Origin of the sequence: Bacillus sp. ISL-78, assembly GCF_018613455.1 — a bacterium.
In the GTDB taxonomy this organism is placed as follows: Bacteria; Bacillota; Bacilli; order Bacillales; family DSM-1321; genus Peribacillus; species Peribacillus frigoritolerans.
The window spans coordinates 25,456-40,453 of record NZ_JAGGQC010000027.1; the positions used below are offsets into that span (position 1 = coordinate 25,456).

13 protein-coding genes, 3 pseudogenes and 2 riboswitches are annotated in these 14,998 nt (G+C 44.2%); of the genes and pseudogenes, 13 read left to right on the top strand and 3 right to left on the bottom strand.

Annotated elements, in window-relative coordinates; all coding sequences use genetic code 11:
• Positions 1 to 597: 597 nt before the first annotated feature.
• A pseudogene (locus tag J7I96_RS22395) lies at positions 598 to 2,159 on the top strand (BclA C-terminal domain-containing protein).
• A 100-nt stretch (positions 2,160 to 2,259) separates the two neighbouring features.
• Here J7I96_RS22395 and J7I96_RS28915 read toward each other — a convergent pair.
• Positions 2,260 to 2,385: pseudogene (locus J7I96_RS28915) on the bottom strand (helix-turn-helix domain-containing protein); the annotation flags it as partial.
• 491 nt (positions 2,386 to 2,876) lie between these two features.
• Between J7I96_RS28915 and J7I96_RS22400 the strand changes: the two are divergent.
• The 9 genes and pseudogenes from J7I96_RS22400 to J7I96_RS22440 form a co-directional block, all read left to right on the top strand.
• Positions 2,877 to 3,093: pseudogene (locus tag J7I96_RS22400) on the top strand (ATPase, T2SS/T4P/T4SS family); the annotation flags it as partial.
• 326 nt (positions 3,094 to 3,419) lie between these two features.
• On the top strand, positions 3,420 to 4,496 hold the full coding sequence (comGA, locus tag J7I96_RS22405) for a competence type IV pilus ATPase ComGA (RefSeq protein ID WP_214923479.1): 1,077 nt from the start codon (positions 3,420 to 3,422) through the stop codon (positions 4,494 to 4,496).
• Positions 4,480 to 5,514, top strand: coding sequence for a competence type IV pilus assembly protein ComGB (gene comGB / locus J7I96_RS22410; protein ID WP_214773270.1), 1,035 nt, complete (start codon positions 4,480 to 4,482; stop codon positions 5,512 to 5,514). Before comGA ends, comGB begins: the two co-directional genes overlap by 17 nt.
• Positions 5,515 to 5,590: 76 nt before the next feature.
• Entirely contained in the window at positions 5,591 to 5,899 is a 309-nt protein-coding gene (gene comGC, locus J7I96_RS22415; protein ID WP_285292106.1) for a competence type IV pilus major pilin ComGC, read from the top strand.
• Between the two features lie 7 nt (positions 5,900 to 5,906).
• On the top strand, positions 5,907 to 6,350 hold the full coding sequence (comGD, locus tag J7I96_RS22420; protein WP_214773269.1) for a competence type IV pilus minor pilin ComGD: 444 nt from the start codon (positions 5,907 to 5,909) through the stop codon (positions 6,348 to 6,350).
• Positions 6,337 to 6,675, top strand: coding sequence for a hypothetical protein (locus J7I96_RS22425; RefSeq protein ID WP_214773268.1), 339 nt, complete (start codon positions 6,337 to 6,339; stop codon positions 6,673 to 6,675). Before comGD ends, J7I96_RS22425 begins: the two co-directional genes overlap by 14 nt.
• Complete coding sequence (gene comGF, locus J7I96_RS22430; RefSeq protein WP_214773314.1) at positions 6,623 to 7,102, top strand: competence type IV pilus minor pilin ComGF; 480 nt, start codon at positions 6,623 to 6,625, stop codon at positions 7,100 to 7,102. Before J7I96_RS22425 ends, comGF begins: the two co-directional genes overlap by 53 nt.
• Positions 7,095 to 7,481 carry a competence type IV pilus minor pilin ComGG gene (comGG, locus tag J7I96_RS22435; RefSeq protein WP_214773267.1) on the top strand — a complete coding sequence of 129 codons (387 nt, stop codon included), beginning with the start codon at positions 7,095 to 7,097 and terminating at the stop codon, positions 7,479 to 7,481. The genes comGF and comGG overlap by 8 nt, the downstream gene beginning before the upstream one ends.
• A gap of 102 nt (positions 7,482 to 7,583) precedes the next feature.
• Positions 7,584 to 7,769 carry a YqzE family protein gene (locus J7I96_RS22440; RefSeq protein WP_057278811.1) on the top strand — a complete coding sequence of 62 codons (186 nt, stop codon included), beginning with the start codon at positions 7,584 to 7,586 and terminating at the stop codon, positions 7,767 to 7,769.
• A 44-nt stretch (positions 7,770 to 7,813) separates the two neighbouring features.
• On the opposite strand, the gene J7I96_RS22445 is transcribed toward J7I96_RS22440, so the two are convergent.
• Entirely contained in the window at positions 7,814 to 8,611 is a 798-nt protein-coding gene (locus tag J7I96_RS22445; RefSeq protein ID WP_214773266.1) for a YqhG family protein, read from the bottom strand.
• Positions 8,589 to 10,277 carry a DEAD/DEAH box helicase gene (locus tag J7I96_RS22450; protein WP_214773265.1) on the bottom strand — a complete coding sequence of 563 codons (1,689 nt, stop codon included), beginning with the start codon at positions 10,275 to 10,277 and terminating at the stop codon, positions 8,589 to 8,591. The genes J7I96_RS22445 and J7I96_RS22450 overlap by 23 nt, the downstream gene beginning before the upstream one ends.
• 376 nt (positions 10,278 to 10,653) lie before the next feature.
• A riboswitch (glycine riboswitch) is annotated at positions 10,654 to 10,741 on the top strand.
• 3 nt (positions 10,742 to 10,744) lie between these two features.
• A riboswitch (glycine riboswitch) is annotated at positions 10,745 to 10,828 on the top strand.
• Positions 10,829 to 10,968: 140 nt separating this feature from the next.
• Here J7I96_RS22450 and gcvT point away from each other — a divergent pair.
• From gcvT to gcvPB, 3 genes are read left to right on the top strand one after another with little or no spacing between them, the layout of a single operon-like run.
• Positions 10,969 to 12,075, top strand: a complete 1,107-nt coding sequence (gene gcvT / locus J7I96_RS22455) for a glycine cleavage system aminomethyltransferase GcvT (protein WP_214773264.1) — start codon at positions 10,969 to 10,971, stop codon at positions 12,073 to 12,075.
• Positions 12,076 to 12,092: 17 nt separating this feature from the next.
• The gene (gcvPA, locus tag J7I96_RS22460) at positions 12,093 to 13,439 is read left to right on the top strand and encodes an aminomethyl-transferring glycine dehydrogenase subunit GcvPA (RefSeq protein WP_214773263.1); all 1,347 of its coding nucleotides are present in this window, start codon (positions 12,093 to 12,095) and stop codon (positions 13,437 to 13,439) included.
• Positions 13,432 to 14,889 (top strand): aminomethyl-transferring glycine dehydrogenase subunit GcvPB, encoded by a 1,458-nt coding sequence (gene gcvPB / locus J7I96_RS22465; protein WP_053535687.1) that lies wholly within the window; start codon positions 13,432 to 13,434, stop codon positions 14,887 to 14,889. The genes gcvPA and gcvPB overlap by 8 nt, the downstream gene beginning before the upstream one ends.
• Positions 14,890 to 14,998 lie beyond the last annotated feature (109 nt).

Sequence of the window (14,998 nt, forward strand, 5' to 3'; positions counted from 1 at the left end):
AAAAAAATAAGCAACTATCTAGAGGTGGGGGATATGACTAACAATAATCAACCTTTTAAAGGTTATCGCCTCCTGGACCCATCCCAGCCAAATATCAATGCTTGTGTTGAAAAGTTACTACCACCACGAGGTTGTAAGTTTTTTCCTTGTAAAAGCAACTGTCCAACAGGAGCCACCGGACCAACAGGGGCAACGGGAGCCACTGGGGAAAGGGGAGCAGCGGGAGTAACTGGGCCGACGGGACCGACGGGAGCCACCGGGGAAAGGGGAGTAACGGGAGTAACTGGACCGACGGGAGCACCGGGAGCCACCGGGGAAAGGGGAGTAACGGGAGTAACTGGACCGACGGGAGCACCGGGGGCCACCGGGGAAAGGGGAGCAGCAGGAGAAACTGGGTCGACGGGACCGACGGGAGCACCGGGAGCCACTGGGGAAAGGGGAGAGACTGGAGCAACTGGGCCGACTGGATCGACTGGATCGACTGGAGCAACTGGGCCGACGGGAGTAACTGGAGAGACTGGAGCAATTGGACTGACGGGAGCCACCGGGGCGACTGGAGCAACTGGGCCGACGGGAGCAACTGGAGAGACTGGAGCAATTGGACTGACGGGAGCCACCGGGCCGACGGGAGCAACTGGACTGACGGGAGCTACCGGAGCCACTGGAGAGACTGGTCCGACGGGAGCAACTGGACTACCGGAGCCACTGGAGAGACTGGGCCGACGGGAACAACTGGGCCGACTGGATCGACTGGAGAGACTGGAGCAATTGGACTGACTGGAGCAACTGGGGCGACTGGAGCAACTGGTCCGACGGGAGCAACTGGAGCAATTGGACTGACGGGAGCCACCGGGGCGACGGGATCGACTGGACCGACGGGATCGACGGGATCGACGGGATCGACTGGACCGACAGGAGCTACCGGAGCCACGGGAGCAACTGGACCGACGGGAGCAACTGGACCGACGGGAGCAACTGGTCCGACGGGAGCGATTGGACCGACGGGAGCGACTGGAGAGACTGGAGCAATTGGACTGACGGGAGCAACTGGGGCGACGGGAGCAACTGGTCCGACGGGAGCAACTGGACCGACGGGAGCAATTGGACTGACGGGAGCCACCGGGCCGACGGGAGCAAATGGAGCGACTGGTCCGACGGGAGCAACTGGAGCAATTGGACTGACGGGAGCCACCGGGGCGACGGGAGTCCCTGGTCCGACGGGATCGACGGGATCGACGGGATCGACGGGATCGACGGGATCGACGGGATCGACGGGATCGACGGGAGCTACCGGAGCCACGGGAGCAACTGGACCGACGGGAGCGACTGGACCGACGGGAGCCACTGGTCCGACGGGAGCGATTGGACCGACGGGAGCAACTGGATCGGCTGGACCGACGGGAGCAATTGGACTGACGGGAGCCACTGGACCGACGGGAGCTACCGGAGCCACTGGAGAGACTGGTCCGACGGGAGCCACTGGACCGACGGGAGCCCCTGGTCCGACGGGAGCCACCGGGGCGACGGGAGCCCCTGGTCCGACGGGATCGACTGGACCGACGGGAGCTACCGGAGCCACGGGAGCAACTGGGGCGACGGGAGCAACTGGTCCGACGGGAGCAACTGGTCCGACTGGAGCAATTGGACTGACGGGAGCAACTGGTCCGACTGGAGCAACTGGTCCGACGGGAGCCCCTGGTCCGACGGGAGTTACAGGGCCAACCGGACCAACGGGTACTGCCGGATTATCGACGTTTGGTTATGTTTATAACCAGTCCATACAGAATGTACCTGTAGGTTCAGATGTAATCTTTGACACAAACGGACCTCTTGTTGGTATTACCCATACACCTGGGACAACGCAAATTATCCTTCCAACAACAGGTAATTATTCTGTACTTTTCGGGGTTACAACTGTACCTGGCACTGGTAAACAATTTGCTTTATTCCTAAATAATATTTTGGTTCCTGGTTCGATATACGGAACCGCTAGTACTCCCCAATTGAATGGGAGAGTTATTGTTACCGTAACCACTGCCCCAGCGACACTAACTTTAAGAAATTTCACATCCCAAATGGGTACCGTTACTTTAAATACACCCGTTGGGGGAACAGAACCATCTGTTGACGCTTCGTTGCACATTACGAAATTAAATTAAGATAAATATGCGGCCTATTATACGTTGGCCGCTTTCTTGTTTCAAATATTCTGGGCGGATAAAAACCTTAAGCAGATTGCCCTTTATGCATCTTAACTCCCTTCTTAACCTTCATAGGTATCTGGCGGATCATGCCGAGGTCTTCTGATTTTTTCATTAAACGTTGTACCGTTTAATAGGAAACTTCAAGCTTATCCGCAATCGTATTTTTGCACATGTACTTACACCAAATTGCTATTTCTCCTGTACACCCCAAGCTGTCCATACTTATTCCTAACTAGTTTAAAGCGAATATTCTTTAAATTCGAAATGACGAATGACTTATTGAATATCGGCAGGATTCTCTGAAGTCATAATAGGTGCGCACTTTATTTTTAAGGTGAAGATTGGTCTTTTAGGCAAGATATTCTCCCTGGCTCAAAGTGTTATAATTATAAAAATGGAGATGTTTTACAACATGAAAATACGCAAAGAACAGGAAAACTCAGGTATTTCGCATAAGACTATGTCTAGTTTGTACATCTGCACGCTTAATAGAAGCACGAATGATGTCTCTGTACAAACGTACTGCTTTATTCATTTCTTCTCTTTCTGTGAATGATGATAGGTTGTCATATGATTAATCGTTTGCTATTACATCGATACGTTTCATCAAAAATCCTTGTCTCCTTTTTATAAGAGAGACAGGCTAAGATATCGTGAAAAATTTGTGCGTTACCAACCGGCAGTGGGAAAACCACGACACTATATTCCTTGCTTCACCACGCCCGTGAGATGATCAATTGAAAATGTATCCGAAAAGGTATTGCAAGTCCAAATCAATGAAATTGCGGGCATTACGTATTCCGTCGGCCTAAAAGCTGTTCTGAGGCATGACCTGGACGTGATCATTGTAGGGGAAGTCAGGGATGCAGAAATTGCCAAAATCGCAGTCCCTTTGGGTGTTGATACCATAAATCTACACTTTCACTCGGACTAAGGGGAAGACTTAAGAAACAAGGCTATTTGAAAAAGAACAATATCATTAGTTCAATCTAATGAACGAGCTATAGTTGAAATTGAAAAAGCCAATCCTACACTTTAGAAGTGGCTTTTTATGGAATTATTGAAATCATTGCCGTCTATTTAGTATTCTGATTTGAAAATAAGCATGTGAGATGATTCTAGAAGTTTTTTCGGTAATTTTTTTTATTTTGAAGCAGGAATTTGTCGTGGATTGTCGAATCAATACAACAAGAAACATAGGAGGTGATGAATGATTTGATATCGATTGAAAAGACCGCAGAAAAAATACTAACCCGTGCCATCGTGGAATCGGCATCGGATATCCACATTTTTTTTCGCGGAGAGGGGCCTCTCATCCAATTCAGGATAGACAATAGGCTTGTTCCCCAGGAAACATTATCATTCTTTGAAGCTGAAAGGCTGATCGCTCATTTGAAGTTCCTTGCCTCGATGGATATAGGGGAGAAAAGAAGGCCCCAGAGTGGTGCCATCACCATCAATTTGGCTAACCAGGTGGTAGGACTCCGCCTTTCCACTTTACCCACTGCCCATCTCGAAAGTTTGGTCATCCGCTTAATACCTCAACAGAATATCCTTCCTCTAGAACAGTTATCTTTATTTCCAAACACCGTTCAAAAATTGATTGCACTCCTGAAGCATTCCCATGGCATGCTCATATTTACCGGCCCGACCGGCAGTGGGAAAACAACGACACTATATTCCCTGCTTCACCACGCCCACGAGATGATAAATCGAAATATCATTACACTTGAAGATCCCATTGAAAATGTATCCGAAAAGGTATTGCAAGTCCAAATCAATGAAAAGGCGGGCATTACGTATTCCGTCGGCCTAAAAGCTGTTTTGAGGCATGACCCGGATGTGATCATGGTTGGCGAAGTCAGGGATGCAGAAACTGCCAAAATCGCAGTCCGTGCCGCATTAACCGGTCATTTGATACTAACGACCATGCATACGAGGGACGCCCAGGGCGCCATCTCCAGATTACTGGAATTTGGTGTCAGCTTACTTGAGGTTGAACAGAGTTTGATTGGCGTTACAGCTCAGCGGCTGGTTGAATTGCGATGTCTTCCGTGTAAAGGGGACTGTGCTTTAGCTTGCAAAATGACTGCAAGGAATAAAAGGGCAAGTGTATATGAATTGCTATATGGGAAAAGTCTGGCTGAAGTTCTCCGGATAATGGGAGATGAAAAGGGAAAGGCAACGGTCAGCTACCGCCAATTAAAGGATGAAATCGGAAAAGCGGTTGCGATGGGATATGTGGAATCTCAGGAATATGAACGGCTGGTATACCATGAAACCAAAAAGTAAATGGAAGGTAAAAGAGCAGGCGGTCTTTATTTCGAAGCTAGGTGAATTATTGAATCATGGTTATCCTTTGGCGGAAGCTTTACATTTTCTTGAGTTTCAGGAATCAAAGAAGAAAGCGGAAGACTTCACTCAGGCTATAGCCGATTTAAGGAACGGCTACCCGTTGCACATGGTGCTGACCCATCTTAATTTTCATCCGCAGCTTGTAAGTTATATATTTTATGGGGAACAATATGGCGACCTGGAACGGGCGTTGAAAGAAGGAGGGCGATATTGGAAGAAAAGAATCGAGGATATGGATAAAGTGAAAAAGTTAATGGTGTATCCTGTATTCTTAGTCTTGTTTGTAAGCATCGTTTTTTATATTCTTCAGAGTGTTCTCCTTCCCCAATTCCAGACCATCTATTTCACGATGGATGTCGATCAGCATATTCTCTTAAGATTAATGGCAGCCTCCACGTTCATTCTTCCAGCACTACCCTTCTTATTACTCGGATTGCTCCTATTCTTGTATGCACTCAAACGATTTTGGTTCAATGGATTATGCCCTTTAAGGCAGCGCAGGATTTTGATGGGAATTCCGATATTCGGGAGGTTCATCAAATTATACGAAACTTATTTTTTTACAAGCCAATTCAGTGGCTTGCTTTCCGGAGGACTATCGATTAACGATAGCATCAAATTATTCTCGATAAATCAACAACAGCCTTTTTACCAAAAACTTTGCAATATCATCAAGGATGATCTGATCGAGGGCAGATCACTTGAAATGATTTTTCGGGAGCTCCCATATTTTGATGGGAATTTACCGGTAGTCGCTGCAAATGGTCAAAAATACGGCAGACTTGATGCCGAGTTACTTCATTACAGTCGTTTTATTCTGGAGAAAATTGAAGAGAGGATGAATGCAATCTTGAAAATCATTCAGCCTCTAATGTTTTCACTGATAGGTCTTTTGATTGTGTCCATTTATATGGCGGTTTTGCTGCCGATGTTCTCACTGCTCGAAGGTTTATAGGATTTCATTTTTGTATTCCGGAGGTGAAAATGCCCGAAGGTCATCTGGTACAGATCTTCAGGAGCATGATGATATGATGAAGAAAGTGATGAATGAACGTGGTTTTACACTAATTGAAATGCTTATAGTTTTACTGGTGATATCCATCCTTTTGATTATCACAATCCCCAATTTCACGAAAAACCAATCCACAATCCAGTCTAAAGGATGTGAAGCTTTCGTGAAGATGGCCCAAGCACAGGTGCAGGCTTTTGAAATCGATAATGGTAAACTGCCCGGAAGTATCGGTGAATTGGAAAGTCAAGGCTATCTCAAACAGACATCCTGTCCTAATGGGGATGAAATCAGTTTGGATAGTAAAGGAAAGATAACGGTCGTTGAGTAGGCGAGAAGTGAATATACGGCATTCCGATGGTGGATATACACTATCTGAAACCCTTATTGTCCTCGCTATTTTTGTACTCCTTATTTCCATCGGTCCTAATCTATATCCCAGCTTCACTAAAGGAATGGAAAATAGGCTTTTTCTTTCACAATTTCATGAAGATCTTTTCTATGCTCAACAGTATGCCATCAGTCATGAGAGCTTGATTTACCTCCATATTGATAATGCCGAAAAGGTTTATACCGTTTCGTCTTATAAGGAGGGGATCGTTCTAGAGAGAAGCATACCAGAGGATATCCAGTTTTTAAGCGGCACTTTGGGGTTCAGATTTCATTTTAATCAATATGGAAATGCATCCAAAGCCGGAACGATTATGATTGATACCTCAAAGGGAAAGTACAAGCTGGTCCTCAATATCGGTAAAGGGAGGTTCCGGATTGAGAAATTGTAAAGGGTACGTCTACCTTGAGCTGATGGCCGCATTTTCCGTTTGTATATTACTGGTCCTTGCCATTTTACCAATTCTTGAAGAGGTATTGACGCATCGGAAAGATATTTCCGTAAGGACTGAAGCCCACCATTTATTATATGAAAGATTGACGGCGTTCATGGATGGGGAGATTCAAGCAGTTGGTCAGGAAATCATTTACAAAAAAAGAAGCTTTGAATTGGTTTGGAAGGACCATGGGGATTTCCCGGGAATGATTGAAGGGTGTGTACGCTATGAAGTTGAGATGGGTAATAGGGAATCCATTTGTGATGCTGCGAAAAAATGATGGCTTTACGATGATCGAATTGCTTATTTCTTTATTGATTTTAATGACGACGTCGCTTTTCGTTCTGCAGCTCTTCTCGATCATTCACACCCAGATGAGGTCCGTTGATAAATTGCATCCTAAGGAATGGGAGGTCTTTACCATGCAAATGAAGCAGGAGGTCCGGAGTTCCAAAGCTCAAGATGTAATGGGAAATAAATTATATTTGCTTTCAGGTGAACAATTATCATCGCTGGAACAATATGAAGATAAGGTCCGAAGACGAGTGGATGGTATGGGGCATGAGGTCATCTTGCAGAACATTTCGGAATTCCAGGTCAATAAGGATGGCAGTGTCATTGTTATAAATATAACGGATAAAACAGGGACTACTTTCAGTCGAAGATTTCATCCTTTCTTTAGGAATGATACGAAACTCGATGAATAATCAAAAAGGAGTCGTTTTCCCGATGGTAATGATTGTGGCGAGTGTTTTCATCATGTTCACGATACTGATGATCGACCAGTTTATCATTGATAAAAAGTTTTATAAAGAAGTGGAAGAGTCGCTTGTGGCCGATCATCTTGTCCATCTAGCCATCAAGGATGTGACGGCAGAGTGGGGCGAAGAGGTTCCGAAAATCATCCAGGGGGAAATATCATATCCCAATGGTGTGGTGCGCTATTCCTTAATGAAGCAAGAAGGTCCTTACGTCTATATCGAGTTTTCCTCCAAAACTAAAAATGATCGAGAGGGCAGGGTCATCATTCAATACGATAAAGAAGCGGGGGAAGTGAAAGAATGGATGGAGAAGCAAGCTGTGTAATAGCAAAATCAGGGAACGCGAGAGGTTTACAGTGGAGGGAGCAAGGGGAAGGAATAAAAAAAGCGTAAACCGGACATACTTTGCGTAGGGTGATGATTTTATATGTCTACAAACGCTTATATTAAATATCTGACGCAGCAGCTTGTCGAGTATTTCAATCTGACGAAAAAAGAACGAAAAGAAAAACGCCTTCACAGAAAAGAGGATAAAAACCAGGGTATGTCCCATTGGTTTGGCATTGTCCCTTTTGCTTTGTCGATGTTTATAAGGAAAACGATCAAAAAGTAAAACAGATGTCCTGAACTTTGGACATCTGTTTTTTTGTTCTCTACTTATCCCAACGCCCTATCTGAAAGGTAAAATAATCCTCCGTTTATGATGGATATTCTGATGTTGGGTTCATATTGTGCTTTTAGTGCTTCTTTTTCGGTATAATAGCTCTCACTTTTTTCCTCCATATCCTTGTAAAAATGCTCCAATAAATTCAAGTCATTCTGCCAGCGCAGCATTGCTTCCTCCGCCCAGGAATGATCATCATCCTCGAAACTGGTTCTGATGTATGTATCCAGTCTTGCCAATCCACTCTTGGGCATGATCAGAGGTGAAAGCGTAAAAGAGTAATCCGGTATTTTCGGGGTGACGTTAATCGGTAAAACCCGATGGTGAAACTCTTCCATTATTTCACCTGAGATTAAATTCAATCCGATTGACATGAAAGTATCTTTTTTGCGGTCGCATTGATAGGATATTTTCACATTCAGGGTCAGCCAAGGAAACAAAGGATTATTTTTGCCTTTTGATGGAGGCGTATTCTCAAAAAGTCTAGTATACCCTGCCAGCTTTTTGGTTGATTGAATAATCTGGTGAAGGCGAGGGGAGCCAAAATGAATCATTTCTCCCTTTAAATCGGATGGAGCTTGTTCTGGATCGGTAATGAAAGTGATTTGTGCCGGGTTCGGAACACCTCCTGTTTTTTCTAGATAATGCCAATAAAAGGGTCTGTTCATTAATTCTTTATCCATTTCAATCGTCAATTGCACTGTAAGGTGGGTTGGTGCATTATCCAGTATTTCACAATCATTGGCTTTAAAGAAAGTGATTAAAAAATCATGAATTTCCCGTTGCTGCATGAACCTCACCTTCCTTCATTGATTGAGCGAATTGGATCAATGATGAAAAATTATCCATCTTGATTTTCATTTCGCCCTCTGTTTTGGACTCGCCGACCACATCTATTAAATATTCTTCAATGTTATTAATATCCAGTTTGGTTAGAATATCATCCAATTCACCGATTACTTTTTCAAATAAATTTATTTTTTCGTATAGTAACTTCAGTATATGTTCTTCAACTGTATTTTTCGTGGCAAAGTTATAAATCATCACATCTTCTTCCTGACCAAGGCGGTGAATCCGTCCAATTCTTTGTTCAAGCCTCATTGGGTTCCATGGCAGGTCAAAATTAATCAAGTGATGGCAAAACTGAAGGTTTATCCCTTCCCCGCCAGCTTCTGTTGCGATTAATACCTGAATATTCTTTTGGAATAATTCACGCATCCAGTCTTTCTTTCCGCGCTTAAAACCGCCTCGGAAAGGAACAGAAGAAATTCCATTCTGCTGTAGGTACCATTGGAGATATAGTTGAGTCGCCCTATATTCCGTAAAGATGATCACTTTGTCATCAATTTTCTTGATTAGTTCCAAAGCTTTTTCAGCCTTTGAGTTCTGGACCGTTTCATTCACTTTAGTAAATAAATCATCAAGCTTTGCCAAAAAATCAGGGGAAGGCTGTTCGTATTTATCTCTCATATTCTTTAATGTATAAAAGACAGCCTCTCTGCTGCTGCATGCTTCCCTTTGGAGAGTGAGAGCCGAAAAGGCGCTTCCTTTTGATCCATCCGAAATTGGCTTGAAATTGGAAACAGCATCATACAATGCTTGTTCCGTTGGAGAAAATTCAATGGTGATGGTTTCCACATGCCGTTTTGTCCATTCAATGCCAGTATCGGCCCGCCGGTTTCGAATCATGACAGTGTTGACCAGTTCCTTTAGGTGTTCATCTTCAATTATGTTCCGGCCTTTCCCTTTATACTTTTCCGAAAAGAGTGAGGCATTTCCCAAGTGGCCCGGTTTCAATAACGAAACGAGGTGGAAAATCTCCTCGACTTTATTTTGAATCGGTGTGGCTGTCAGGAGTAAACAAAATTTCTTTTTCAGATTTTGTACGAATTCATAGTTCTTCGTCTTATTATTTTTAAGTTTATGAGCTTCATCAATAATGATGAAGTCATATTCCTGAGTAAAGATGATATCTCGATGTGGAGCGCGTTTCGCTGTATCAATGGATGAAATGACCACATCACAGGAGTCCCAGACATAACTTTTTCTCTGAACGACTGCCGGAATATGAAACTTGGTATTCAATTCAAATGCCCATTGTGTGACAAGGGAAGCCGGAACAAGGATCAATACTTTTTTTACAAGGCCCCTAATCATATACTCTTTTAGGATCAAGCCTGCTTCAATTGTTTTTCCCAGCCCTACCTCATCAGCCAAAATGGCTTTTCCATTCATCTTTTCGACTACTTGCTTCGCCGCTTCCAATTGATGGGGAAGCGGGGTTAACTGAGGAAGGTGCTTGGGCGCCTGTAAACCTTCAAAATCAGGGATGATAAGATTTTCCTCCATTTGAACCGCCAACTTATAAAGCTCCCAATTTCCCCATGGACCGTCATTTTCCATCTTTTGCAGAAACTCGTCATTCCATTCAGAATTGAAGGATATATTGATTTTCATAGAAATAACTCCCTCTTAAATCATAATTTCCTTAATATAAGGTCAAAACCCGAACATTTCATATGTGAAGTAAGAAAAATATTTCTCTTCAAAAGATATTGCAGAGATAAGTTTCTTAGGGTAGGATATAAGTATATTTAGAAAATTCCAATTTCCAAACGCTACAAAGAATGATTGTACTTCGATTTTGCAGTTCGCGTTTTCTTAGTATGGGCTATAGGCTCCTAATTTATCCAAGATTACTGAAGGAGATCAGTTTAACGGTTTCTGAAGTTTTAGGAGAATTGGCAGAGAATGCATTCCATTTATGGTCAAAGGTTTTACCGATGCATGGGGCTTATTCGCTTCCTTTCAATGGTAGACCATTTATATGCGGGTGAAGATAAGGGGAGAGACTACGGATGTAGCGCCGAAGGAGCAAACTTAGCAGTGAATCTCTCAGGCAAAAGAACTCTTATTGGACGCAACTCTGGAGAGCGCCGCCCGTTATGGGACGGCCACCAAAGGGGAAAACCTATTACATAGGTAAACTTTCAGGTTTCAGGACAGAGAAAAAGCTCAAACGGGCTTTCTCTGTCCTTTTTTGTGCTTTTTTCACATCATGAATCAGGATGTATCTGATGCGTAATGACAAGAAGCTTTTGATAATGAAGCCGATTAATTTTTAAAAAAATCTGAAGGGGGTCATTTTTTGACCAATTTAAAAAGAACACCACTATTTGAGGTTTATCGTGAATACGGAGGTAAAACGATTGATTTTGGCGGCTGGGAACTTCCTGTCCAATTTTCGGGTATAAAGGATGAACATGAAGCCGTACGATCAAAAGCGGGATTATTTGATGTTTCCCATATGGGGGAAGTCGATGTTAAGGGGCCTGGGAGCCTTTCCTTTTTACAGAAGATGCTGACCAATGATATATCAAAGCTGCAACAGGGCGGTGCCCAATATACGGCCATGTGTTATGAAAACGGAGGCACGGTTGATGATCTTATCGTGTATAAAAGGGCTGAGGACGACTATCTGCTCGTGGTCAATGCAGCGAATACAGAAAAAGATTTCAATTGGCTGCAAGCTAATTTAACGGAAGATGCCCAAATTACGAATGTATCAAGTGACTATACACAGCTGGCACTTCAAGGACCAGCTGCAGAGAAGATATTACAAAAACTATCAGGAAGTACTGACTTAAGTGAAATTGGATTTTTCAGGTTCAAGGATAATGTCATGATTAACGGTATCTCCACGCTGGTATCCCGGACTGGATACACTGGTGAAGATGGTTTTGAAATATATAGCGACAGTAAAAATGGCCCTGCCCTTTGGAAGGCGATTATGGATGCCGGTAAGGAAGAGGGGGTTCAGCCGATTGGTTTAGGTGCTCGTGATACCCTGCGTTTTGAAGCGAAACTGCCGCTGTATGGGCAGGAGCTTTCTGCGGACATCACCCCGATAGAAGCGGGGATTGGTTTTGCAGTAAAAGTGGATAAGGAAGTTGATTTTTTCGGGAAAGCCGTTCTTGCTGAGCAAAAGGAGAAAGGGGCTCCCCGAAAGCTTGTGGGAATTGAAATGATTGACCGTGGCATTCCACGTCATGGGTATAAGGTCTACAGCGGTGATGAAGTCATTGGCGAGGTCACGACTGGTACCCAATCGCCAACATTGAAGAAAAACGTTGGATTGGTACTAATCGATAAGGAATTTTCGGTGCTGGATGCGGAAGTCGAAGTGGAAATCCGTTCCAAACGTTTGAAAGCCGTTATAATACAAACACCTTTTTATAAAAAACCACGTAAATAGAGAGGAATGGTCATTAGATGAAACATCGTTATTTACCCATGACAGAGCAAGATAAACAAGAAATGCTGGAAGCGATAGGGGTAGCCACTGCTGAAGAACTTTTCAATGATATCCCTGAAAGCGTTCGTTTTCAAGGAGAATACGATATCAAGCCTGCTAAATCGGAACCTGCATTAATGAAAGAATTATCAAAACTTGCTGCAAAGAATGCGGACCTTAAAAATTATGCTTCCTTCCTTGGTGCGGGTGTCTATGACCATTACGCGCCGGTCATCGTCGATCATGTTCTTTCCCGTTCTGAGTTTTATACGGCGTATACACCCTATCAGCCTGAAATTTCACAGGGAGAGCTTCAAGCAATCTTTGAATATCAAACGATGATATGTGAATTGACGGGCATGGATGTGGCTAACTCCTCCATGTATGACGGCGGGACGGCGTTGGCTGAAGCAGCAATGCTTGCTTCAGGACAGACAAGGCGGAAGAAGATTCTCATTTCAGGAACCGTCCATCCTGAATCAAGAGAAGTTGTGAAGACATATGCGAAAGGGCAACGCGTGGAAGTGATCGAAATTCCTCATAAAGACGGTGTGACGGACTTAGCTGCTTTAAGGGAATTGGCGAATGATGACATTGCAGGAGTGATCGTGCAATACCCGAACTTTTTTGGCAGGATCGAGCCATTGAAAGAAATGGAAGAAATCATTCATGGCGTCAAGTCCATGTTTATCGTTTCCAGTAATCCGCTTGCATTGGGAGCTTTGACATCCCCTGGTGCACTCGGTGCAGATATCGTAACGGGGGATGCTCAGCCATTCGGTATTCCAGCGGCATTCGGGGGCCCTCATTGTGGATATTTTGCGGTTACTAATAAACTTGTACGGAAAGTTCCAGGCCGACTCGTCGGTCAAACGGTCGATGAGAATGGAAAAAGAGGGTTTGTACTCACGCTTCAAGCTCGTGAACAGCACATTCGCCGTGACAAAGCCACATCCAACATATGTTCCAATCAAGCTTTGAATGCCTTGGCAGCTTCTGTTGCTATGACCGCACTTGGGAAAAAGGGTGTCAAAGAAATGGCCGTGCAAAATATTCAAAAAGCACATTATGCGAAAAAAGCAATTATGGCAAAAGGGGTGGAAGTGATATTCGACGGTCCTTCATTTAATGAATTTGTCATTAAACTGCCTGCTCCGTTTTCAGAGATCAATAAAAAACTTTTTGAAAAAGGGATGATCGGCGGCTTCGATTTAGGGGCGGTTTATCCTGAATTGAAAGACCATATGCTGGTTGCGGTAACTGAACTAAGAACAAAAGAAGAAATTGATGCACTTGCGCAGGAATTGGGGGATCAACATGAATAATCAAGATCAATCACTCATTTTTGAAATCAGTACTTCCGGCAGGATCGGGTACAGTCTGCCAGAAATGGATGTTGCGACTATTCCGCTCGAAGAAATTCTTCCTGCCGACTACATCCGTGAAGAAGAGGCAGAGCTTCCTGAGGTGTCCGAACTGGATATCATGCGTCACTATACTGCACTTTCCAAACGGAATCATGGGGTGGATTCCGGTTTTTATCCGCTGGGTTCATGCACGATGAAATATAATCCGAAAATAAATGAAAATGTGGCACGCTTCAATGGTTTTGCCCATATCCATCCATATCAAGATCCCGCTACTGTACAAGGAGCATTGGGACTATTATTTGATTTGCAGGAACACTTAACGGAAATCACCGGGATGGACCAAGTGACACTACAGCCTGCAGCAGGTGCCCACGGTGAATGGACAGGATTGATGATGATTCGCGCTTTTCACGAAGCGAATGGCGATACAGAACGGACGAAAGTGATTGTACCTGATTCGGCCCATGGTACGAATCCTGCCTCTGCCACTGTTGCCGGACTAGAAACGATTACAGTGAAGTCCGATGAAAATGGGTTAGTCGACCTTGAAGATTTAAAACGTGTTGTCGGACCGGATACGGCGGCCTTGATGCTCACGAACCCCAATACATTGGGATTGTTTGAAGAAAATATTTTGGAAATGGCACAACTTGTCCATGACGCAGGTGGCAAGCTTTATTATGATGGAGCGAATCTGAATGCAGTCCTATCAAAAGCACGACCGGGGGACATGGGCTTTGATGTGGTTCATTTAAATCTCCATAAAACATTCACAGGCCCGCATGGAGGCGGAGGCCCGGGTTCTGGTCCTGTAGGTGTGAAGTCCGACTTGATTCCTTACTTGCCTAAACCTCTTATAGTCAAGCAAGGTGAGCAATTCGTCCTTGATTATGATCGTCCGCAATCCATTGGCAGGGTAAAACCTTATTATGGTAATTTCGGAATAAACGTGAGGGCATATACGTACATTCGTTCAATGGGTCCTGATGGCCTTAAAGCGGTCACAGAGAACGCGGTCATCAATGCCAATTATATGATGCGCAAGTTGGAACCTTATTTTGACTTACCATATAATCGTCATTGTAAACATGAATTCGTATTAAGCGGACGCCGGCAAAAGAAATTGGGGGTAAGGACTCTCGATATAGCTAAAAGATTGCTGGATTTCGGGTATCATCCTCCAACCATTTACTTCCCGTTGAACGTGGAAGAAGGAATGATGATAGAACCGACTGAAACCGAGTCAAAAGAAACGCTGGATGCGTTCATCGATGCGATGATCCAGATTGCCAAGGAAGCGGAGGAAACTCCGGAAATCGTTCAGGAAGCTCCGCATACAACCGTTATAAAGCGGCTTGATGAAACTCTTGCTGCAAGAAAACCCGTTTTGCGTTATCAAGCTTAGATTAGTAGCTTACACGAAAAAAATCCCTGCCTGCCGGCGGGGATTTTTCATGTTTATGTAAGATTCCATTAAAGTCCAACTGTTGACTTTCTTTTACTTGAGCTATGGA